This window comes from Terrabacter sp. Root181 (genome assembly GCF_001428505.1).
GTDB lineage: Bacteria > Actinomycetota > Actinomycetes > Actinomycetales > Dermatophilaceae > Terrabacter.
Genome location: NZ_LMHU01000001.1, coordinates 1,247,456 through 1,266,813, shown reverse-complemented (window position 1 = coordinate 1,266,813; position 19,358 = coordinate 1,247,456). Strand labels below are relative to the sequence as shown.

At 69.3% G+C, this 19,358-nt stretch carries 31 protein-coding genes; 4 read left to right on the top strand and 27 right to left on the bottom strand.

Going from position 1 to position 19,358, the window contains the following annotated elements:
- Nucleotides 1-53: 53 nt before the first annotated feature.
- The 27 genes from map to ASD90_RS05860 all read right to left on the bottom strand — a co-directional run bounded on the left by map (nt 54) and on the right by ASD90_RS05860 (nt 15,864).
- Nucleotides 54-908, bottom strand: coding sequence for a type I methionyl aminopeptidase (map, locus tag ASD90_RS05990; protein ID WP_056752829.1), 855 nt, complete (start codon nt 906-908; stop codon nt 54-56).
- 63 nt (nt 909-971) lie between these two features.
- A complete protein-coding gene (locus tag ASD90_RS05985; RefSeq protein WP_056752825.1) occupies nt 972-1,541 on the bottom strand; it encodes an adenylate kinase in 570 nt (189 codons plus the stop codon).
- Nucleotides 1,541-2,863 carry a preprotein translocase subunit SecY gene (gene secY / locus ASD90_RS05980; RefSeq protein WP_056752822.1) on the bottom strand — a complete coding sequence of 441 codons (1,323 nt, stop codon included), beginning with the start codon at nt 2,861-2,863 and terminating at the stop codon, nt 1,541-1,543. Before secY ends, ASD90_RS05985 begins: the two co-directional genes overlap by 1 nt.
- A gap of 181 nt (nt 2,864-3,044) precedes the next feature.
- Nucleotides 3,045-3,521: a 50S ribosomal protein L15 gene (rplO, locus tag ASD90_RS05975; RefSeq protein WP_020143225.1), complete on the bottom strand. Its 477-nt coding sequence runs from the start codon at nt 3,519-3,521 to the stop codon at nt 3,045-3,047.
- 2 nt (nt 3,522-3,523) lie between these two features.
- On the bottom strand, nt 3,524-3,706 hold the full coding sequence (gene rpmD, locus ASD90_RS05970; protein WP_020143226.1) for a 50S ribosomal protein L30: 183 nt from the start codon (nt 3,704-3,706) through the stop codon (nt 3,524-3,526).
- Complete coding sequence (gene rpsE, locus ASD90_RS05965) at nt 3,706-4,362, bottom strand: 30S ribosomal protein S5 (RefSeq protein ID WP_026864132.1); 657 nt, start codon at nt 4,360-4,362, stop codon at nt 3,706-3,708. The genes rpmD and rpsE overlap by 1 nt, the downstream gene beginning before the upstream one ends.
- Before the next feature lie 40 nt (nt 4,363-4,402).
- The gene (gene rplR / locus ASD90_RS05960) at nt 4,403-4,777 is read right to left on the bottom strand and encodes a 50S ribosomal protein L18 (RefSeq protein WP_056752819.1); all 375 of its coding nucleotides are present in this window, start codon (nt 4,775-4,777) and stop codon (nt 4,403-4,405) included.
- 3 nt (nt 4,778-4,780) lie between these two features.
- Entirely contained in the window at nt 4,781-5,317 is a 537-nt protein-coding gene (gene rplF, locus ASD90_RS05955) for a 50S ribosomal protein L6 (protein WP_056752816.1), read from the bottom strand.
- Between the two features lie 12 nt (nt 5,318-5,329).
- Nucleotides 5,330-5,728, bottom strand: a complete 399-nt coding sequence (rpsH, locus tag ASD90_RS05950; protein ID WP_020143230.1) for a 30S ribosomal protein S8 — start codon at nt 5,726-5,728, stop codon at nt 5,330-5,332.
- 133 nt (nt 5,729-5,861) lie between these two features.
- On the bottom strand, nt 5,862-6,047 hold the full coding sequence (locus tag ASD90_RS05945; RefSeq protein WP_020143231.1) for a type Z 30S ribosomal protein S14: 186 nt from the start codon (nt 6,045-6,047) through the stop codon (nt 5,862-5,864).
- Nucleotide 6,048: 1 nt separating this feature from the next.
- The gene (rplE, locus tag ASD90_RS05940) at nt 6,049-6,609 is read right to left on the bottom strand and encodes a 50S ribosomal protein L5 (RefSeq protein ID WP_056752812.1); all 561 of its coding nucleotides are present in this window, start codon (nt 6,607-6,609) and stop codon (nt 6,049-6,051) included.
- Nucleotides 6,610-6,611: 2 nt separating this feature from the next.
- Nucleotides 6,612-6,992, bottom strand: coding sequence for a 50S ribosomal protein L24 (gene rplX / locus ASD90_RS05935; protein WP_056752810.1), 381 nt, complete (start codon nt 6,990-6,992; stop codon nt 6,612-6,614).
- A 2-nt stretch (nt 6,993-6,994) separates the two neighbouring features.
- Nucleotides 6,995-7,363, bottom strand: a complete 369-nt coding sequence (rplN, locus tag ASD90_RS05930; protein WP_020143234.1) for a 50S ribosomal protein L14 — start codon at nt 7,361-7,363, stop codon at nt 6,995-6,997.
- 75 nt (nt 7,364-7,438) lie between these two features.
- Nucleotides 7,439-7,729 (bottom strand): 30S ribosomal protein S17, encoded by a 291-nt coding sequence (gene rpsQ / locus ASD90_RS05925; RefSeq protein WP_056752807.1) that lies wholly within the window; start codon nt 7,727-7,729, stop codon nt 7,439-7,441.
- Complete coding sequence (rpmC, locus tag ASD90_RS05920) at nt 7,726-8,112, bottom strand: 50S ribosomal protein L29 (RefSeq protein WP_056752805.1); 387 nt, start codon at nt 8,110-8,112, stop codon at nt 7,726-7,728. The genes rpsQ and rpmC overlap by 4 nt, the downstream gene beginning before the upstream one ends.
- Nucleotides 8,112-8,531, bottom strand: coding sequence for a 50S ribosomal protein L16 (gene rplP / locus ASD90_RS05915; RefSeq protein ID WP_020143237.1), 420 nt, complete (start codon nt 8,529-8,531; stop codon nt 8,112-8,114). The genes rpmC and rplP overlap by 1 nt, the downstream gene beginning before the upstream one ends.
- Nucleotides 8,532-8,533: 2 nt before the next feature.
- Complete coding sequence (gene rpsC, locus ASD90_RS05910; protein WP_020143238.1) at nt 8,534-9,358, bottom strand: 30S ribosomal protein S3; 825 nt, start codon at nt 9,356-9,358, stop codon at nt 8,534-8,536.
- Complete coding sequence (gene rplV / locus ASD90_RS05905; protein WP_056752802.1) at nt 9,358-9,726, bottom strand: 50S ribosomal protein L22; 369 nt, start codon at nt 9,724-9,726, stop codon at nt 9,358-9,360. The genes rpsC and rplV overlap by 1 nt, the downstream gene beginning before the upstream one ends.
- A gap of 26 nt (nt 9,727-9,752) precedes the next feature.
- Complete coding sequence (gene rpsS / locus ASD90_RS05900) at nt 9,753-10,034, bottom strand: 30S ribosomal protein S19 (protein ID WP_020143240.1); 282 nt, start codon at nt 10,032-10,034, stop codon at nt 9,753-9,755.
- Between the two features lie 15 nt (nt 10,035-10,049).
- The gene (gene rplB / locus ASD90_RS05895; protein ID WP_020143241.1) at nt 10,050-10,886 is read right to left on the bottom strand and encodes a 50S ribosomal protein L2; all 837 of its coding nucleotides are present in this window, start codon (nt 10,884-10,886) and stop codon (nt 10,050-10,052) included.
- 28 nt (nt 10,887-10,914) lie between these two features.
- A complete protein-coding gene (rplW, locus tag ASD90_RS05890) occupies nt 10,915-11,214 on the bottom strand; it encodes a 50S ribosomal protein L23 (protein ID WP_026864143.1) in 300 nt (99 codons plus the stop codon).
- A complete protein-coding gene (gene rplD, locus ASD90_RS05885) occupies nt 11,211-11,846 on the bottom strand; it encodes a 50S ribosomal protein L4 (protein WP_056752799.1) in 636 nt (211 codons plus the stop codon). Before rplD ends, rplW begins: the two co-directional genes overlap by 4 nt.
- Nucleotides 11,843-12,496, bottom strand: coding sequence for a 50S ribosomal protein L3 (gene rplC / locus ASD90_RS05880; protein WP_028785453.1), 654 nt, complete (start codon nt 12,494-12,496; stop codon nt 11,843-11,845). The genes rplD and rplC overlap by 4 nt, the downstream gene beginning before the upstream one ends.
- A 10-nt stretch (nt 12,497-12,506) precedes the next feature.
- On the bottom strand, nt 12,507-12,815 hold the full coding sequence (rpsJ, locus tag ASD90_RS05875; protein WP_009775966.1) for a 30S ribosomal protein S10: 309 nt from the start codon (nt 12,813-12,815) through the stop codon (nt 12,507-12,509).
- 329 nt (nt 12,816-13,144) lie between these two features.
- Nucleotides 13,145-13,543, bottom strand: coding sequence for a thiol-disulfide oxidoreductase DCC family protein (locus ASD90_RS05870; RefSeq protein WP_200958536.1), 399 nt, complete (start codon nt 13,541-13,543; stop codon nt 13,145-13,147).
- Between the two features lie 151 nt (nt 13,544-13,694).
- Entirely contained in the window at nt 13,695-14,999 is a 1,305-nt protein-coding gene (locus ASD90_RS05865) for a M18 family aminopeptidase (protein ID WP_056752796.1), read from the bottom strand.
- 94 nt (nt 15,000-15,093) lie between these two features.
- Nucleotides 15,094-15,864, bottom strand: a complete 771-nt coding sequence (locus tag ASD90_RS05860) for a hypothetical protein (RefSeq protein WP_157623009.1) — start codon at nt 15,862-15,864, stop codon at nt 15,094-15,096.
- A 111-nt stretch (nt 15,865-15,975) separates the two neighbouring features.
- Between ASD90_RS05860 and ASD90_RS05855 the strand changes: the two genes are divergently transcribed.
- From ASD90_RS05855 to ASD90_RS05840, 4 genes are all read left to right on the top strand, one after another.
- The gene (locus tag ASD90_RS05855) at nt 15,976-16,479 is read left to right on the top strand and encodes a DUF2785 domain-containing protein (protein WP_056752792.1); all 504 of its coding nucleotides are present in this window, start codon (nt 15,976-15,978) and stop codon (nt 16,477-16,479) included.
- 112 nt (nt 16,480-16,591) lie between these two features.
- On the top strand, nt 16,592-17,743 hold the full coding sequence (locus tag ASD90_RS24615; RefSeq protein WP_056752790.1) for a WXG100 family type VII secretion target: 1,152 nt from the start codon (nt 16,592-16,594) through the stop codon (nt 17,741-17,743).
- Nucleotides 17,740-18,231: a hypothetical protein gene (locus ASD90_RS05845; protein WP_056752787.1), complete on the top strand. Its 492-nt coding sequence runs from the start codon at nt 17,740-17,742 to the stop codon at nt 18,229-18,231. The genes ASD90_RS24615 and ASD90_RS05845 overlap by 4 nt, the downstream gene beginning before the upstream one ends.
- A 63-nt stretch (nt 18,232-18,294) precedes the next feature.
- A complete protein-coding gene (locus tag ASD90_RS05840; protein WP_056752784.1) occupies nt 18,295-19,125 on the top strand; it encodes a class I SAM-dependent methyltransferase in 831 nt (276 codons plus the stop codon).
- The last annotated feature ends 233 nt before the right edge of the window (nt 19,126-19,358 follow it).

Here is a 19,358-nt window from a genome sequence, read left to right as displayed (position 1 = left end):
TACGCGTCCGGGCGCCCCGCGTGGGGCAGCGAGAGGGCCCGAGTCGCGCGGGCTCAGACGGTCGCGTCGAGGGGGGCGTATGCCGCCCCGGCAGCCTCGAGGGCAGCCCGGCCTCCGTCGACGGCCGTGAGGACCCAGAGTCCGTGCTCGCGGACGGCGACCGAGTGCTCCCAGTGAGCGGCTCGGGTGCCGTCGAGGGTCACCACGGTCCAGTCGTCGGCGAGCACCTTGGTGTCGGTGCCACCGAGGGTGATCATCGGCTCGATGGCGCCGGTGAACCCGTCGACGAGCTTGGGGCCCGTCTCGCGCACCGCGTAGTTGGGGATCTGCGGGTCCATGTGCATCTGCGTGCCGATGCCGTGACCCACGTACTCGTCGATGACGCCGTAGGTCCGACCGTCGCGCTCGGCGGCGGCCTCGATGCTGGCCTCGACCGCGTCACCGACGGCGTAGAGGCGACCGCCGACCTGCATGGCCGCGATGCCGGCGTAGAGGCCGGCCTCGGTGGCGTCGATGAGGGCGAGGTCCTCGGGGCGACCCGCCTCGCGACCGCCGACGACGGCGGTGAAGGCCGCGTCGCCGTTCCAGCCCTTGACCTCGGCGCCGCAGTCGATCGAGACGATGTCGCCGGCCTCGAGGACCCGCGGGCCCGGGATGCCGTGGACGACCTCGTCGTTGACGCTCGTGCACAGGGTGTGGCTGTAGCCCGGGACGAGCTGGAAGTTGGGGATGCCACCGTTGCTGCGGATGAAGTCCTCCGCGAGGCGGTCCAGCTCGAGCGTCGTCAGACCGGCTCGCAGCTCGCCGGCGAGCAGTTCGAGGGTGCGCCCGACGAGCAGCCCCGCCTCACGCATGAGGAGGAGCTGCTCGTCGGTGCGGCCCTGGAGCCGGTTCCGGCGTCCGAACATCGGTGGTCCTTCTCGGTGGCTGAGGCGTGACTGAGGCGTGACGGTGCCGTGGCGCCGTCGTGCTCAGGCGTCCTGCGGCAGGGCCGCGATGACACGGTCGGTGACCTCGTCGACGGCGCCCATGCCGTCGACCTTGACGAGGAGGCCGACGAGCTCGTAGTGCTGCGCGAGCGGTGCGGTCTCCTTGCGGTAGATCGCCTGGCGCTCGCGGATGACGTCCTCGGTGTCGTCGGCACGACCCTCGGTCTCGGCGCGGTTGAGCAGCCGCTCGACGATGGCGTCCTCGTCGACCTCGAGCTCGAGGACCGCGTCGAGTGCGTGCCCGTGACGCGACAGCATCGCGTCGAGGGCGTCGACCTGGCCCGCGGTGCGCGGGTAGCCGTCGAGGAGGAAGCCGTGGGCGGCGTCGTCCCAGCCGAGCCGGTCCTCGACGATCTCGTTGGTGATGTCGTCGGAGACGTAGCCGCCGGACGTGATGATCTCGTGGACCTTGACGCCGAGCGGGGTCTGGTCCTTGATGTTGGCGCGGAAGATGTCGCCGGTCGAGATGGCCGGGATGCCGAGGCGCTCGGCGATCCGAGCGGCCTGCGTGCCCTTACCGGCGCCCGGCGGGCCGAGGATGATCAGTCGCATTAACGGAGGAACCCTTCGTAGTGACGCTGCTGCAGCTGCGCCTCGATCTGCTTCACCGTCTCGAGGCCCACACCGACGACGATGAGGATCGAGGTGCCACCGAACGGGAAGTTCTGGTTGGCGCCGACGAGGACGAGGGCCACGAGCGGGATCAGCGAGACGATGGCGAGGTAGATGGCACCCGGCACGGTGATTCGGGTCAGGACGTAGTTGAGGTACTCGGCCGTGGGTCGCCCGGCCCGGATACCCGGGATGAAGCCGCCGTACTTCTTCATGTTGTCCGCGACCTCGGTCGGGTTGAACGTGATGGACACGTAGAAGAACGTGAAGAAGAGGATGAGGGCGACGTAGATCGCCATGTAGAAGGGGTGGTCGCCCTTGACGAGGTTCTCCTGGACCCACGAGACCCAGGCCGGGTTGTTGCCGTCGGCGTGCGTGTTGAACTGCGCGACGAGGCCCGGCAGGGCGAGCAGGGAGCTGGCGAAGATGACGGGGATGACGCCGGCCATGTTGACCTTGAGCGGGATGTACGTGGACGTGCCGCCGTACATGCGGCGGCCGACCATGCGCTTGGCGTACTGCACCGGGATACGTCGCTGGGACTGCTCGACGAAGACGACCGCGGCGATGACGAAGACACCGAGGATCAGGATGCCGAGGAAGGTGCCCCAGCCCTTGTTCTCCTTGATGGCCCAGAGCGAGGCCGGGAAGCCGGCGGCGATCGAGGTGAAGATCATGAGGGACATGCCGTTGCCGACGCCCTTGTCGGTGATGAGCTCGCCGAACCACATGATCAGGCCGGTGCCGGCCGTCATGGTCAGGACCATGATGAGGATGGTGACCATCGACTGGTCGGTCATGATCGAGTCGCACGAGCCGCCGAAGAGGCTGGAGGGGTTGCGCGCGAAGGTGACGAGCGTCGCCGACTGGAGGATCGCGAGACCGATCGTCAGGTAGCGGGTGTACTGCGTCAGCTTGCTCTGGCCCGACTGGCCCTCCTCCTTGAGCGCCTCGAAGCGCGGGATGACCACCGTGAGCAGCTGGATGATGATGCTCGCCGTGATGTAGGGCATGATCCCGAGCGCGAACACCGACAGCTGCAGCAGCGCGCCGCCGCTGAAGAGGTTGGCCAGGTTGAGGAACCCGCTCTGGTCGCCGCTCTGGCCCTTGCTGGCCTGCAGGCAGTCCTGCACCAAGCTGTAGCTGATGCCCGGCGTCGGGACGTGCGATCCGAGCCGGAACAGCACGATGATGCCGAGAGTGAAGAGCAGCTTCTTGCGCAGGTCCGGGGTACGGAACGCGCGTGCGAAGGCGGCAAGCACAGGGTCCTCCTGGGGGGCCGCGCGGTGGCGCGGCATAAGTCATGCAATCCGTGGAAGGGTAACGCAAAGGCGCAACGCCCCGGGCTCCCCTCCGCGGTGGCCGACGTCACGTCGGCTCGCGGGTCGGGCGCCCGGGGCGCTGCTCACACGAGGTGTGTGGTGGTCACTCGCGCCTGATCACTCAGCCGGCGAGAGCCGTGACCGTGCCGCCGGCGGCCTCGATCTTCTCCTTGGCGGACGCCGAGAACTTGTGCGCCTCGACCTCGACCTTGACGGAGATCTCGCCCGTACCGAGCACCTTCACCGGGAAGCCGTCACGGACGGCACCCTTGGCGACGAGGTCGGCGACGGACACCTGACCACCCTCCGGGAAGAGCAGCTGCAGACGGTCCAGGTTCACGACCTGGTACTCCGTGCGGAACGGGTTCTTGAAGCCACGGAGCTTGGGAAGGCGCATGTGCATCGGCATCGAGCCGCCCTCGAAACGCTCCGGGACCTGGTAACGGGCCTTCGTGCCCTTGGTGCCACGACCGGCGGTCTTGCCCTTGGAGCCCTCACCACGACCGACGCGGGTCTTGGCGGTCTTGGCTCCGGGGGCCGGACGCAGGTGGTGGACCTTGAGGGCGGACTCGCCCGACTTCTTGGCGTTGTCGGCCATGGTCAGTCAACCTCCTCGACGGACACGAGGTGCGTGACCGTCTTGACCATCCCGCGGATCTCGGGACGGTCCTCCTTGACGACGACGTCGCCAATGCGCTTCAGACCGAGGCTGCGCAGCGTGTCACGCTGGTTCTGCTTGCCACCGATCTCGGAACGGGTCTGGGTCACCTTGAGACGAGCCATCATGCACCAGCCTTCGCAGCCTGGGCCTCGGCCATACCAGCGGCGCGGGCCTTGAGCATGGCCGCCGGGGCGACCTCCTCGAGGGTCTTGCCACGACGGGCAGCGACCGACTCGGGGCGCTCGAGCTCGCGCAGGGCCTGGGCCGTGGCGTGCACGATGTTGATGGCGTTGTCGGAACCCAGCGACTTGCTGAGGACGTCGTGGATGCCGGCGCACTCGAGCACCGCACGCACCGGGCCACCGGCGATGACACCGGTACCGGGGGCGGCGGGGCGGAGCATGACGACACCAGCGGCCGCCTCACCCTGGACGGGGTGCGGGATGGTGCCCTGGATGCGCGGGACCTTGAAGAAGTTCTTCTTGGCCTCCTCGACACCCTTGGCGATGGCCGCAGGAACTTCCTTGGCCTTGCCGTAGCCGACACCCACGGTGCCGTCACCGTCGCCGACGACGACGAGGGCGGTGAAGCTGAAGCGACGACCACCCTTGACGACCTTGGCGACACGGTTGATGGTCACGACGCGCTCGACGTACTGGTTCTTGTCGTCACGGCTGTCGCGGTTGTCGCGGCCGCCGCGGTTGTCACGGCGGTCTCCGCGCTCGGTGCGCTCGCCGCCACCGGCGGGGCCGGTGCCTCGACGCTGCTGTCCGGGCATCAGATGTTCCTCATCTCAACAATTGCGTTCACGAAGTTGCTCACAGGGACAGACCGCCTTCGCGGGCGCCCTCGGCGATCGCCGCGACACGGCCGTGGTACTTGTTGCCACCACGGTCGAACACGACGGCCTCGATACCGGCGTCCTTGGCACGGGCGGCGACGAGCTCGCCGACCTTCTTGGCCTTGGCGGTCTTGTCACCGTCGAAGGAGCGCAGGTCGGCCTCCATCGTCGAGGCCGACGCCACGGTCTTGCCGACGGTGTCGTCGACGACCTGGACGAAGAGGTGACGGCTGGAGCGCGACACGACGAGGCGGGGACGGGCCGCGGTGCCGGCGATCTTCTTGCGACCGCGCACCTGGCGACGGATGCGGGCGGCAGCCTTGGACTTACCGCGCTTGATGATCATTGCCATGGCTTACTTACCGGCCTTTCCAACCTTGCGACGGATCTGCTCGCCCGCGTAGCGAACGCCCTTGCCCTTGTACGGGTCGGGCTTGCGCAGCTTGCGGATGTTCGCCGAAACCTCACCGACGAGCTGCTTGTCGATGCCCTGCACCGAGAAGCGGGTCGGGTTCTCGACGGCGAAGCTGATGCCGGCGGGAGCCTGGATGAGGATCGGGTGCGAGTATCCGAGCGAGAACTCGAGGTCCGAGCCCTTCGCGGCGACACGGTAACCCGTGCCGTGGATCTCCATCTTCTTCTCGTAGCCCTCGGTGACACCGAGGACCATGTTGTTGATGAGCGACCGGGTCAGGCCGTGGCGCGAGCGCGAGTCGCGCTCGTCGTTGGGGCGCTTGACCTCAAGGTTGCCCTCGCCCAGCTCGACCGTGATCGGCTGGACGACAGTCAGGGAGAGCTCACCCTTGGGGCCCTTGACGATGACGTCCTGGCCCTCGACCTTGACGTCCACACCCGAGGGGATGGAGACCGGAAGTCGTCCGATTCGCGACATGTCAGTGACTCCTTACCAGACGTAGGCGAGGACTTCCCCACCCACGCCCTTCTCGTGTGCCTGGCGGTCGGTCAGCAGACCGTTCGACGTCGACAGGATCGCGACGCCGAGGCCACCGAGAACCTTGGGCAGGTTCGTCGACTTGGCGTAGACGCGCAGACCGGGCTTGCTCACGCGACGCACGCCGGCGATGGAGCGCTCGCGGTTCGGGCCGTACTTGAGGTCGATGGTCAGCGTCTGGCCGACCTCGGCCTCCTCGATCTTCCACGAGGCGATGTAACCCTCGCTCTGGAGGATCTCGGCGATGTTCTTCTTCAGCTTCGAGTACGGCATGGAGACGACGTCGTGGTGCGCCGAGTTGGCGTTCCGGACGCGGGTCAGCATGTCCGCAATCGGGTCAGTCATGGTCATGTGGGCTCTCCGCCCTTCCTCACCGGGGTTTCGACCGGGGCTATCTGCCCGGCGACGGCTGGGCCGTCGTGTGGCCGACCTACGGTGTCAGAGGTGTGTTGGTCTTGGGGTTGCTCTGGGCTCGGGGAGCCGATTACCAGGAGCTCTTGGTCACGCCCGGCAGCTCGCCCGCGTGAGCCATCTCGCGAAGGCAGATGCGGCAGAGGCCGAACTTGCGGTACACCGAGTGCGGGCGACCGCACTTCTGGCAGCGGGTGTACGCGCGGACCTTGAACTTCGGCTTCCGGTTCGCCTTGTTAACGAGCGCGGTCTTGGCCATGTCAGTTCTCCTTGAAGGGGAAGCCGAGCTGCTTGAGCAGCGCGCGACCCTCGTCATCGTTGGTCGCCGTGGTGACCACGGTGATGTCCATGCCTCGCACACGGTCGATCCGGTCCTGGTCGATCTCGTGGAACATCGACTGCTCGGTCAGGCCGAACGTGTAGTTGCCGTTGCCGTCGAACTGCTTCGGCGAGAGGCCACGGAAGTCACGGATGCGCGGGAGGGCGATCGTGACGAGACGGTCGAGGAACTCCCACATGCGGTCGCCGCGAAGCGTGGTGTGGGCGCCGATCGGCATGCCCTCACGCAGCTTGAACTGGGCGATCGACTTGCGGGCCTTGGTCACGACCGGCTTCTGGCCCGTGATGGCGGTGAGGTCACGGACGGCACCCTCGATGAGCTTGCTGTCCTTGGCCGCGTCGCCGACACCCATGTTGACGACGACCTTGACGACGCCGGGAACCTGCATGACGTTGGCGTAGCCGAACTGCTCGAGCATCGAGCTCTTGATCTCGTCCTGGTAGCGCTGCTGAAGGCGCGGCTTGGTGCTGGTGTCAGTCATTCTCAGAGGTCCTTGTCCGACTTGACCGCGACACGGACGCGGGCAGCCTTCTGACGGCCGTTGCGCTCGACGGTCTCGACACGCGTCTTGATGCGGGTCGGCTTCTTCGACTCGGGGTCGACGATCGCGACGTTGCTCACGTGGATCGCGGCCTCGGTGTGCGTCAGGCCACCGGTGCGCGTGCCACGGGCGGTCGCGCCGGCCTTGACGTGCTTGGTGACGCGGTTGATGCCCTCGACCAGCACACGCTGGGTCTCGGGGTACACCGCGATGACCTTGCCCTGCTTGCCCCGGTCGCCGCCGTTCTTCTGGCTGCGGCCCGAGATGACCTGGACGAGGTCACCCTTCTTGATCTTCATCTTGGTGATGGTGGTCTTCGCCATGTTCACAGCACCTCCGGCGCGAGAGAGATGATCTTCATGAACTTCTTCTCGCGCAGCTCGCGGCCCACCGGGCCGAAGATGCGGGTACCACGGGGGTCACCGTCGGCCTTGAGGATCACCGCAGCGTTCTCGTCGAACTTGATGTAGGAACCGTCGGCGCGGCGACGCTCCTTGACGGTGCGGACGATGACGGCCTTGACGACGTCACCCTTCTTCACGTTGCCGCCAGGGATCGCGTCCTTGACGGTGGCGACGATGGTGTCGCCGATGCCGGCGTAGCGACGGCCCGAGCCGCCGAGAACACGGATGCACAGGATTTCCTTGGCACCGGTGTTGTCGGCGACGCGCAGCCGCGACTCCTGCTGAATCACTGTCTAACTCCTGTCGTCGTGCTGGTTCTCACCGGTTGCCCGGATGAGCCTTGCCGAACGGAAATGGGGGGTGGCTTACTTGGCCTTCTCGAGGATCTCGACAATGCGCCAGTGCTTCGTCGCGGAGAGCGGACGCGTCTCCATGATGAGCACGCGGTCGCCCACGCCGGCCTCGTTCTGCTCGTCGTGCGCCTTGACCTTGGTGGTGCGGCGGATGACCTTGCTGTAGAGCGCGTGCTTGACGCGGTCCTCGACCTCGACGACGACGGTCTTGTCCATCTTGTCGCTCACCACGTAGCCCTGACGGGTCTTGCGGTAGTTGCGCTCACTCGCCTGGTCGCTCACGACCTTCTCCTGCTCGCTCATGCGTCAGCCTCCTGCGCCTTGTCAGCCTTCTTGGCCTTCTTCTCGGCCTTGTCAGCCTTCTCGGGCTTGTCAGCCTTCTCGGCCTTGTCGGCCTTCTTGTCGGCCTTGGCAGCCTTCTTCTCGACCTTCTCGGCCTTCTCCGGCGCCTTGGGGGCGGCGGGGGCCGAGCCGATGCCGAGCTCGCGCTCACGCATCTCGGTGTAGATGCGCGCGATGTCCTTCTTGACGGCGCGCAGACGGCCGTGGTTGTCCAGCTGGCCGGTGGCCGACTGGAAACGCAGGTTGAACAGTTCTTCCTTGGCCTTCTTCAGCTCGTCCGCGAGCTTCGTGTCGTCCAGACCACGCAGCTGCTCGGGAGCCAGGTCCTTGGTTCCGACTGCCATCAGATGTCACCACCCTCACGCTGAACGAAGCGGCACTTCATGGGGAGCTTGTGCATCGCGAGACGCATGGCCTCACGCGCCACCGGCTCGGCCACGCCCGAGATCTCGAACATGACGCGACCCGGCTTGACGTTGGCGATCCACCACTCCGGCGAGCCCTTACCGGAACCCATGCGGGTCTCGGCGGGCTTCTTGGTGAGCGGACGGTCGGGGTAGATGTTGATCCACACCTTGCCGCCACGCTTCATGTAGCGGGTCATCGCGATACGAGCGGACTCGATCTGACGGTTGGTGACGTAGGCCGGCTCGAGAGCCTGGATGCCGTAGTCACCGAACGCGATCGTCGTGCCACCCTTGGCCGCACCGTGACGGTTCGGGTGGTGCTGCTTGCGGTGCTTGACTCGACGGGGAATCAACATGGTCAGGCCTGCTCATTCTCGGTGCTGGCCGCGGCGGGGGCCTCGGCAGCAGCGGTCTCGTTCACTGCCGGAGCAGCGGCGGTCTCGTTGCGGTCACCACGACGGGCGCGGTTCGGACGGTCACCGCCGTCACGACGCGGACCACGCGACGGGCGCGGGGCGGCGGCCTGCTGGGCCGCGAGCTCCTTCGCCGTCATGTCGCCCTTGTAGATCCACACCTTGACGCCGATGCGACCGAAGGTCGTACGGGCCTCGTAGAAGCCGTAGTCGATCTGCGCACGCAGCGTGTGCAGCGGGACGCGACCCTCGCGGTAGAACTCGGTGCGGCTCATCTCGGCGCCGTTGAGGCGGCCGGAGACCTGCACGCGGATGCCCTTGGCGCCGGCGCGCTGGGCGGACTGCATGCCCTTGCGCATGGCGCGGCGGAACGCCACGCGGGCCGAGAGCTGCTCGGCGATGCCCTGGGCGACCAGCTGGGAGACGATCTCGGGGTTCTTGACCTCGAGGATGTTCAGCTGGACCTGCTTGCCCGTGAGCTTCTCGAGCTCGCCGCGGATGCGGTCGGCCTCGGCGCCGCGGCGGCCGATGACGATGCCCGGGCGGGCCGTGTGGATGTCCACACGGACGCGGTCACGGGTGCGCTCGATCTCGACGGAGGCGATACCGGCGCGCTCCATGCCCTTCTCCATCAGGCGACGGATCGAGACATCTTCCTTGACGTAGTCGCGGTAGCGCTGACCCGACTTCGTCGAGTCGGCGAACCAGCGGCTCTTGTGGTCCGTCGTGATGCCGAGACGGAAGCCATGGGGGTTGACCTTCTGACCCATCAGCGGGCTCCCTTCGTGTTCTCCGGCTGCGTGACGACCACGGTGATGTGGCTCGTGCGCTTGTTGATGCGACCGGCGCGGCCCTGGGCACGCGGGCGGAAGCGCTTCATCGTCGGGCCCTCGTCCACGAACGCGGCCGTGATGACGAGGTTGCGCTCGTCGAAGGCGACCGACTCGCGGTCGGCCTTGACCCGGGCGTTGGCGATGGCGCTCTCGAGCACCTTCTGCACCGGCTCCGAGGCGGCCTGCGGCGCGAACTGGAGCGTCGTGATGGCGTCGGTGGCGGCCTTGCCGCGGATCAGGTCCACGACACGGCGAGCCTTCTGGGGGCTGACACGGACGTGCCGAGCCGAAGCCTTGGCTTCCATGACTTCTTCCTTGGATTCGGTGGGCATCAGCGACGACGCCCCTTCTTGTCGTCCTTCACGTGACCCTTGAACGTGCGGGTCGGCGCGAACTCGCCGAGCTTGTGGCCGACCATCGACTCGGTGACGAACACCGGGACGTGCTTGCGGCCGTCGTGGACGGCGAAGGTGTGGCTCAGCATGTCCGGGCTGATGACCGAACGACGCGACCAGGTCTTGATGACGTTCTTCGTGCCCGCTTCGTTCTGGGCGTCCACCTTCTTCTGAAGGTGGTCGTCGATGAAGGGGCCCTTCTTCAGGCTACGAGGCATTCCAAAGGCTCCTTATCAGCGCTTCTTGCCAGTACGGCGGCGACGAACGATGAGCTTGTCGCTTTCCTTGTGTCCCTTGCGGGTGCGGCCTTCGGCCTGACCCCAGGGGCTGACGGGGTGACGTCCACCGGACGTCTTGCCCTCTCCACCACCGTGCGGGTGGTCCACCGGGTTCATGGCGACACCACGGACGGTCGGGCGCTTGCCCTTCCAGCGCATGCGGCCGGCCTTGCCCCAGTTGATGTTGCTCTGCTCGGCGTTGCCCACCTCGCCGACGGTCGCGCGGCAGCGCGCGTCGACGTTGCGGATCTCACCGGACGGCATACGCAGCTGGGCGTAGGGGCCGTCCTTGGCGACGAGCTGCACGCGAGCACCCGCGGAGCGGGCGATCTTCGCGCCACCACCGGGCTTGAGCTCGATCGCGTGGACGACCGTACCCACGGGGATGTTGCGCAGCGGAAGCGAGTTGCCCGGCTTGATGTCGGCCGCGGGGCCGTTCTCGATCGGGTCGCCCTGCTTCAGCTTGTTCGGGGCCAGGATGTAGCGCTTCTCGCCGTCGGAGTACTGGACGAGCGCGATGCGCGCGGTGCGGTTGGGGTCGTACTCGATGTGAGCGACCTTGGCCGGCACGCCGTCCTTGTCGTGGCGACGGAAGTCGATGACGCGGTAGGCACGCTTGTGGCCGCCACCGATGTGACGCGTGGTGATGCGGCCCGCGTTGTTGCGGCCACCCGTCTTCGACAGGGGGCGGACGAGCGACTTCTCCGGGGTGGAACGCGTGATCTCGACGAAGTCGGCGACCGACGAGCCACGACGGCCCGGAGTGGTCGGCTTGTACTTACGGATACCCATGTTCGTGTGTCCTTATTCTTCGTCGATCTCAGGCGCCCGCACCGAAGATGTCGATCGATCCCTCGCGGAGGGAGACGATCGCACGCTTGGTGTCCTTGCGCTTGCCGAGGCCGAATCGGGTGCGACGGGTCTTGCCCTGACGGTTCAGGGTGTGGACCTTGTCGACCTTGACGTTGAAGATCTGCTCGATGGCGATCTTGATCTCCGTCTTGTTCGCACGGGGGTCGACGATGAAGGTGTACTTGCCCTCGTCGAGCAGACCGTACGACTTCTCGGAGACGACCGGCGCGATCAGGATGTCGCGGGGGTCCTTGGCGTGGATGCTCACTTGGTGGCCTCCTTGTCGGCCTTGTCAGCCTTCACGGGACCGGCGACGAACGCGTCGAGCGCAGCCTGGGTGAAGACGATGTCGTCGGCGCACAGGACGTCGTACGTGTTGAGCTGGTCGGCGACCAGCACGTGGACGTTCTGCAGGTTGCGGACCGACTTGAACGCCACCTCGTCACCGCGCTCGAGCACGACGAGCAGGTTGGGGCGCTCGGTCAGACCGGCGAGCAGCGCGGCGGCGTCCTTCGCCGAGGGCAGGTCGCCCGAGACGATGGAGTCGACGACGTGGATGCGGTCGAAGCGGGCCCGGTCGGAGAGGGCACCGCGCAGGGCGGCGGCCTTCATCTTCTTGGGGGTGCGCTGCGAGTAGTCACGCGGCTGCGGGCCGTGGACGACGCCACCGCCGGCGAACTGCGGGGCGCGGGTCGAGCCCTGGCGGGCGCGACCGGTGCCCTTCTGGCGGTAGGGCTTGCGCCCACCGCCGCGGACCTCGCCGCGGGTCTTCGTCGAGTGCGTGCCCTGACGAGCGGCCGCGAGCTGTGCCACCACGACCTGGTGGATCAGCGGGACGTTGGTCTGGACGTCGAAGATGTCAGCGGGAAGCGTGGGGGTCTTCGTGGCCATGTGGATCATGCACCCTTCGCAGCCGTGCGGATCAGGACGATGCCACCGCGGGGGCCGGGGACGGCACCCTTGATGAGCAGGAGGCCCTTCTCGGCGTCAACGGCGTGGATCTGGAGGTTCTGGGTCGTCTGGCGAACGCCACCCATGCGACCAGCCATGCGCATGCCCTTGAAGACACGGCCCGGGGTCGAGCAGCCGCCGATGGAGCCCGGCTTGCGGTGGTTGCGGTGCGCACCGTGCGAGGAGCTGACGCCGTGGAAGCCGTGACGCTTCATGACACCGGCGAAGCCCTTGCCCTTGGTCGTGCCCGTCGCGTCGACGCGCTGTCCGGCCTCGAAGGACTCGGCCGTGATCTCCTGGCCGAGCTCGTAGTCGGCGGCGTCGGCCGTGCGGAGCTCGACGAGGTGACGGCGCGGCGTGACGCCGGCCTTCTCGAAGTGGCCGCTCATGGGCTTGTTCACCTTGCGCGGGTCGATCGCACCGAAGGCGATCTGGACCGCGGAGTAGCCGTCGGTCTCGTCGGCGCGCACCTGCGTCACGACGCAGGGGCCGGCCTTGACCACGGTCACGGGGACGAGCTTGTTGTCTGCGTCCCACACCTGGGTCATGCCGAGCTTCTCGCCGAGCACGCCCTTGACGTTCTTCTGAGCAACAGTCATCTCAACCGCCTCAGAGCTTGATCTCGATGTTGACGTCCGCCGGCAGGTCGAGACGCATCAGCGAGTCGACGGCCTTGGGCGTCGGGTCGATGATGTCGATGAGGCGCTTGTGCGTGCGCATCTCGAAGTGCTCGCGGCTGTCCTTGTACTTGTGCGGCGACCGGATGACGACGAAGACGTTCTTCTCCGTCGGCAGCGGGACGGGTCCCACCACGGTCGCGCCGGCGCGCGTCACTGTGTCAACGATCTTCCGAGCCGAGTTGTCGATGACCTCGTGGTCGTACGACTTCAGCCGGATGCGGATCTTCTGTCCCGCCATCTGATGAACGTCTCTCTCTCGCTTCTGACTACCGGTTCCCTTGGCCATCCGACCCCCGAGGTCGGGCGTGTCGCGCCCGCTTCGCGGTGAAAGGTGCGCACCTGAGTGCCACTTTCGTGTGGATTGCCCGGCCGAACCGGGTAACTTGCGCTTCCCTCGGGCCTCCGAGAGGAGTCCGGGCGAGTCCCCGTCAGGAGGCTCTCAAGGGGCGGCGGCACCGACATGGGTCAGCGACGCGCGTCAAGCAACCTGAACAGTGTGCCAGAGCGCGCACCGCACTATCAAATCGAGGCGGCACGCCACGGCAGGGCCGCGCACGTGGCGCGTCGTCAGGGTCGCGGGACGGCGCACGCGGCGGTGCCGCCCGGCAGCTGGTGGCGGTGGTCGGCCACCCATCGGTACGCCCTCGCGGCCACCCAGGAGACCCCCGGTGCCATGAGGAGGGCCCCGACGGGTCGCCAGCCCGGGGCGCCGTGGGTCGCGGCGCTCGCGATGGCGCGGTGGCCCGACCGGACCTCGCCGTCGGCCGTCACGAACTGGGCGGCCTCGTCGCAGTCCTGGGCCGTGAGGCCGACCGCCGCGAGGTCGAGCGACTGCCAGGGACGCACGTCGTAGCGGTCCCGCCGGTCGACCCACCGCTGGACGAACTGCACGCTGCGCGTGCAGAACCCGCAGTCGGCGTCGTAGACGAGGGTCGGCCGGTCCGGCACGACGAGCGTGGTCTCCACGCCTTCATCCTCGCACCCGTCCGGCCCCGGGCAGGACCACCCCGCCGGCGTATGCCGTCCGGTCGCCCGGCGCGGGCGGGGCCGGTCACGCGGTGGACCGGGCCAGGAGGGCGCCGCACCCGAGGCCTCGCGCCGCTCCTCCGTCGGCGGCTCAGGCCGGGGCGAGGAAGGCGCTCAGCGCACCGGCATACATGGCCGGGTCCTCGGCGCCCATGAGCTCGCGGGTGCTGTGCATCGACAGGGCGGCCGCGCCGAAGTCCACCGTGGTGGCGCCCGTCAGCGACGACGTCACCGGGCCGACGGTCGAGCCGCACGGGAGGTCGCTGCGGGTCACGAAGGTCTGCATCGGGACCCCGGCCTGCTCGCAGGCGATCCGGAACGCCGCCGCACCGACGGAGTCCGTCGCGTAGCGCAGGTTGGTGTTCACCTTGAGCACCGGGCCGCCGTTGACGCGGATCTGGTGCATGGGCTCGTGGCGCTCGGCGTAGTTGGGGTGGGTCGCGTGGCCCATGTCGCCCGACGCGATGACGGTGGCCGCGAGCGCCCGCCAGTAGTCGTCGCGGGTGCCCCCACCGGCCGTGACGATGCGCTCGAGGACCGAGGGCAACAGCGTCGAGGTGGCGCCGCGCTCGGACGTGCTGCCGATCTCCTCGTGGTCGAAGAGCACGAGCACCGGCACGTGGGAGGGCTCGGTGGCCACCGCGTCGAGCAGGGCACGCACGCCGGCGTACGACGTCGCGAGGTTGTCGAGGCGCGGGGCGGCGATGAGCTCGCGCGCCCGGCCGAGCCGGGTCGACGGCTGCACCGGGTGCGTCATGACGTCCCACGACAGGACGTCCTCGCGGTCGACCCCGACCTGCTCGGCGAGGTAGCCGACGAAGTCGCCGGGCTCGTCGCCGACGCCCCAGAGCGGCTCCATGTGCGCCTGCTTGTTGAGGGTGAGCGCCTCGTTCTGGGTGCGGTCGAGGTGGATGGCGAGCTGTGCGACCCGCAGCAGCGCATCGCGGCCGTGGAAGGTGCGCGTCTCGACACCGGCCGAGCCGCGCACGGCCACCCGGCCGGCCAGCCCGAGGTCGCGGTCGAGCCACGAGCTGAGGATGAGGCCGCCGTAGGGCTCGATGCCGAGCATCTGCCAGCCGGCCCGGGAGTGGTCGGGGTTCGGCTTGACGCGCAGGTTGGGGCTGTCGGTGTGCGCCCCGACGACACGGAACCCGGCCGCCGGGCCCGACCCGGCGCCGTGGGCGCCCGTGGTGTCCCAGGCGATGAGCGAGCCACCGCGGACGAGGTAGCGCCGACCCGGCTCGGTGGGCCACGGCTCGGTCTCGACGACCTCGGTGAAGCCCTCGGCGACGAGTCGTGCGGCGGCCTGCTCGCACGCGTGGAACGGCGTCGGCGAGGCGTCGACGTAGTCGATGAGGCCCTGGGCTTCGGTGTCGGTGTCGAACGAGTGCGCCATGGCTCCCGACCCTATCCGCCGCCCTCCGGCCCACGAGCGACGGCCCCGGAAGGCGGGCTGCACGTGGCCCCGGCCGACCAGGGTCGTGGACGGCTCACACGCGCCGCAGGCTGGCCAGCATGTCCCGCAGGAGCGAGTCGGCGCCGGACCGGGTCGTCGCCGTCACCGTGAGGTAGGTGACGTGGCCGTCGTGCCGGACCGCCACGGAGCGCGTGTGGGTGGTGAAGGTACCCATCGGCAGCCGTGACGCGACGACGATCGCGGTGCCGATGGGCGTCGTCGTCCGGTCCACGCGCGTCACCGACGCCTCGACCGCCTCGAGCTGCGAACGCAGGTCGTCGGCGGTCGGCAGCTGGGCCAGCGGCGTCGGGATGACCGAGATGTTGTCGGCCGAGCCGCGCACGGGGCGGCCCATGACCATGACCTCGATGGCGGTGCCGATGCGCTGGAGGTACTCGTCCACCGACAGGCCCGAGCTCGCGGCCAGCTCCTTGGCCGCGTCGGGCAGCGCTGCCGCACCGGCGCCCATGGCGGCCGAGGGGTCGAGCGCCTGCCACCCTGCGGGAACCTCGAAGGAGAGTCCGGCACGTGCCGCGGTGACCCGCCGCCCGACGAGGAGCGGGGCTGCCGAGCTCGTCGGAACCGTCCGGGCGGCAGGCGTCGTCGGCTCCGACGATGCCATCGACGACACGGCCGACGCGGTCGACGTCGGGACCGACGGCTCGCCCGCGCGGGCGGCCAGCGCCGACCCTCCGGCCTTCGAGCACCCCGCGCCTGCGCACACCATCGCGGCCGAGACGACGACCACGGCGACGCGCGCCAGCCCTCCACGGACGCGCCGAACCGACTCCCCTGTCGCCACCATGGGCCAGTCATACGGCATACGGCGCCCGGCGGCAACGACCGGCACGACTGGTACCCGGCGGCCGGGACGGCCGGGCTGGCAGGGCTGGCCGGGCTGGCCGGGCTCGCCCGCATGCCCGACGCCTCGCTGCGGTCGCTCGTCGACGACCTCGCCTCACCCGACCCAGCCGTCCGGGACGAACGGGCGTATGCCGCCCTGGCCGGCCGGGTGCGCGACGGTGACCTCTCCGCGGACGACCGGAGCCGGCTCGCCTCGGCGATGCTCGAGCGGCTCGATCACGAGCGGGCGGAGGACCGCGCCTTCGCGCCCCTCGTCCTCGCCTCGCTCGTCGCCGCCGGTGACTTCGACGCCGTCTGGGTGCCGTCGGTGACCCGGTGGTACGTGGGCGAGCAGGACCTGCGCGGACACGATCCAGAGCTGGGCTGGGTGCACGCGGTCGCGGACGGTGCCGACTTCTTCGGAGAGTGCGGCGCCGCCGGCGTCGGAGATGCAGCGGCTCAGGTGCTGCACGGCGATGAGGCGGTCACGGTGGTCCACTCCGAGGTCGTCCGGCAGGCGGTCGCCGCGCTCCTCGCCGAGGTGACCCCGTGGTTCTGGCGCCGCGTCGACGCCTGACCCGCGGGGAGTGCTCCCCATGGTTCGCAGCCGGCCCTTCTGCCTAAGGTATGGCGCAGCGGCCACCCCTCGGCCGCCGCGGACGTCGACAGCTCGGGGAAGGGCAACTGCCGTGGTCGTGTACAGGAAGGGCGCCGATCCGGACGCCCTCGATCGGGCCGCGGGTCAGCTCGACCGCTTCGCCGGCGAGTGCCGGGCCACGCGGAGCGCGGTGGACCATGCCTTCGGCGCCCTCGGCGCGGCGTGGGGCGGCAGGGACTTCGACGCCTTCCGCGGTGACTGGCACTCGTCCGCCCCGTCCATCGACGCCCTCGAGCGGGCCCTCCACGGCCTCGGAGCCCGCCTGAGGGAGAACGCCGCCAGGCAGCGTGGGGCCAGCGAGCAGGGCGGCAGTCCGGGTGGCGCGGGCGGTTCGGGTGGTCCGGGCGGTGGGGCACTGCTCGGCGGCGCCGTCCCGATGTCGTTCGGACCGACACCGTCCCCGTCCCCGGGGCCGGCCCCGACCACTCCTCCGGCCCCCGCGACGACGGGCACCGGAGGCCCGGTCGACGGCTACGACTTCGGCGAGCCGAAGAAGCCCGACATCGAGTGGGACGAGGGCTTCGCGTACGACTCCAAGGACTCGAACTGGCACGACCACATCGCCAAGCTCGAGTGGATGGCCAAGCTCGAGGGCGGGCGCCTCGTCAAGTCGGACCTCGACGACGCGACGGCGATGTACGCCCACTACTGGGACAACGACGGCGAGCCGGCCCGCTTCGACTACGAGGAGGGCTACGAGGAGGACCCGTCCATCGCGGCCAACGTCAACGACGAGGTCGCCCGCACGGCAGCGGCGGTCGACGAGATGGTGCGCAACGGCAACCTGCACTTCAGCATGACCGGTGACGCCCACCCCGCGACGGCGTACCCGACCACCGAGAACTGGCAGAAGACCATCGGCGGCTACCAGCAGTGGAGCAGCGCCGACGTCACGGTGGAGAACGGCCAGGTGTCGATGCAGGTCACCGTGCACGCCGAGGACTACTACAACTTCAACCCCGACCAGTCCGACATCGCGAGCGGCGCGGGCGACAACGAGAACGGGCGCTTCACCGAGATCGGCTGGGCCAAGCCCTTCCCGTCGAGCGGCGACGTCACGCGTACGATCACGTGGCCCGTCGGCACACCGCCCCCGAGCATCGACGTGGGCTCCGGTGACGTCGAGCGCACCCCGGGCCTGGGCCGTGAGGACCGAGCCGACGAACGAGGAAGCAGCCGATGAGGACCCGATCCGCCGTGGCCGCCTGTGCCGCCCTGCTGACCCTGGCTGTGACCGGCGGGTGCAGCACCGACCCGATGCCCACCACCGACCGCACGAGGAGCACCGTGAGCAGCGCGACCAAGACCGGCACCGGCGACGTCCGCACCGACCTCGAGCCGCTGACGAAGCGGTTCAGCGCCCTGGGCCGGCCCGTCTCGGCGACGTGGATGTCGGGGACGCTCGGCGGCGACGCACCGGGCCCGTCGACGTACTGGATCGACGCCGTCGTCGAGGTCTCCCCCGAGACCGCAGCCACCCTGCGGGCCGCCTCCCCAAAGCCCGCCACCGAGACGCCTGACGTCGAGGACGGGGTCCGCTCCGCCGTGCCGTCGGGTCAGCTGCTCCGCTCCACGGCACTCGACGCGCTCTTCGCCGAGGGCTCCTTCCGCGCCAAGGCCTACCTCGCAGCCGACTCCGACACCGTCGTCCTCGTCGCCCTCGGCCAGTAACGCGGCGCGGATCAGGCGCGGCTCGGCCTCCCGCCGGACCCGCCGGAGGAGGACCATCGGGCCATGGACCCCTCCGAACGCCGCGCCGGTGTCGCCGCGCTCTTCGACCAGCTCGCCCCCGGCTACGACCAGGGCGGTGTGCCGTGGTTCGGGCCGATCGGTGCCCGACTGGTCGAGCTGACCGCACCTCGTCCGGGTGACCACGCCCTCGACGTCGGCGCCGGCCGCGGGGCCGCGACCTTCCCGCTCGTGTCCGCCGTCGGCCCCACGGGCCACGTGACCGCGGTCGACCTCTCGCCCGCCATGGTCGACCTGCTCCGCACCGAGGCCGAGACCCGAGCCGTCACCACCCTCGGGGCCCGGACCGGTGAGGCAACCCCGCTCTCGACGGAGCCCGGCTCGTTCGACGTCGTCACCGCCTCACTCGTCCTCTTCTTCGACCCCCAGCCAGTCGAGACCGTCCAGGGCTGGGTCACCTTGCTGCGCCGGGGTGGTCGCCTGGGCCTGTCGACCTTCGGCCCCACCGACGCCGCCTGGACGGCCGCCGAGGCCGTGCTCATGGCGTATGCACCGCCCCAGGTCCTCGACGCCCGGACCACCGGGCGCGCGGGCCCCTTTGCCAGCACCGACACCATGGCCGCCCTCATGGAGGCCGCCGGCGCCACCGACGTCGACAGCCACGACGAGCCCCTCGAGGTCACCCTGCCCGACGCCGCCGCCTGGCGCGCCTGGACGATGACGCTCGGGATGCGCCAGCTCTGGGCCGCCGTCCCCGACGTCGAGCTCCCGGACGCCATGGCCCTGATCGCAACCGCTCTGGAAGCGGACCGGGGCGACGACGACCAGCTGCACCTCACCCAACAGGTCCGCTACACCACCGGAAGCCGTCCCTGAGCTGACCCGCGGCTCAGAAGGACGGCGAGCTTTGGCCACTCGACGGTTCGCAGGGGGCAAACGTTGGCCACTCGACGGTTCGCAGGGGGCAAACGTTGGCCACTCGACCGTTCGCAGGGGGCAGACTTTGGCCACTCGACGGTTGAGGAGCGGGACGCGCGACGGCACGAGCGGCATCGGAGGCGGCCAACCGGCATACGCAAGGACGGTGACGCTGGTAGCGGCCGCCGACG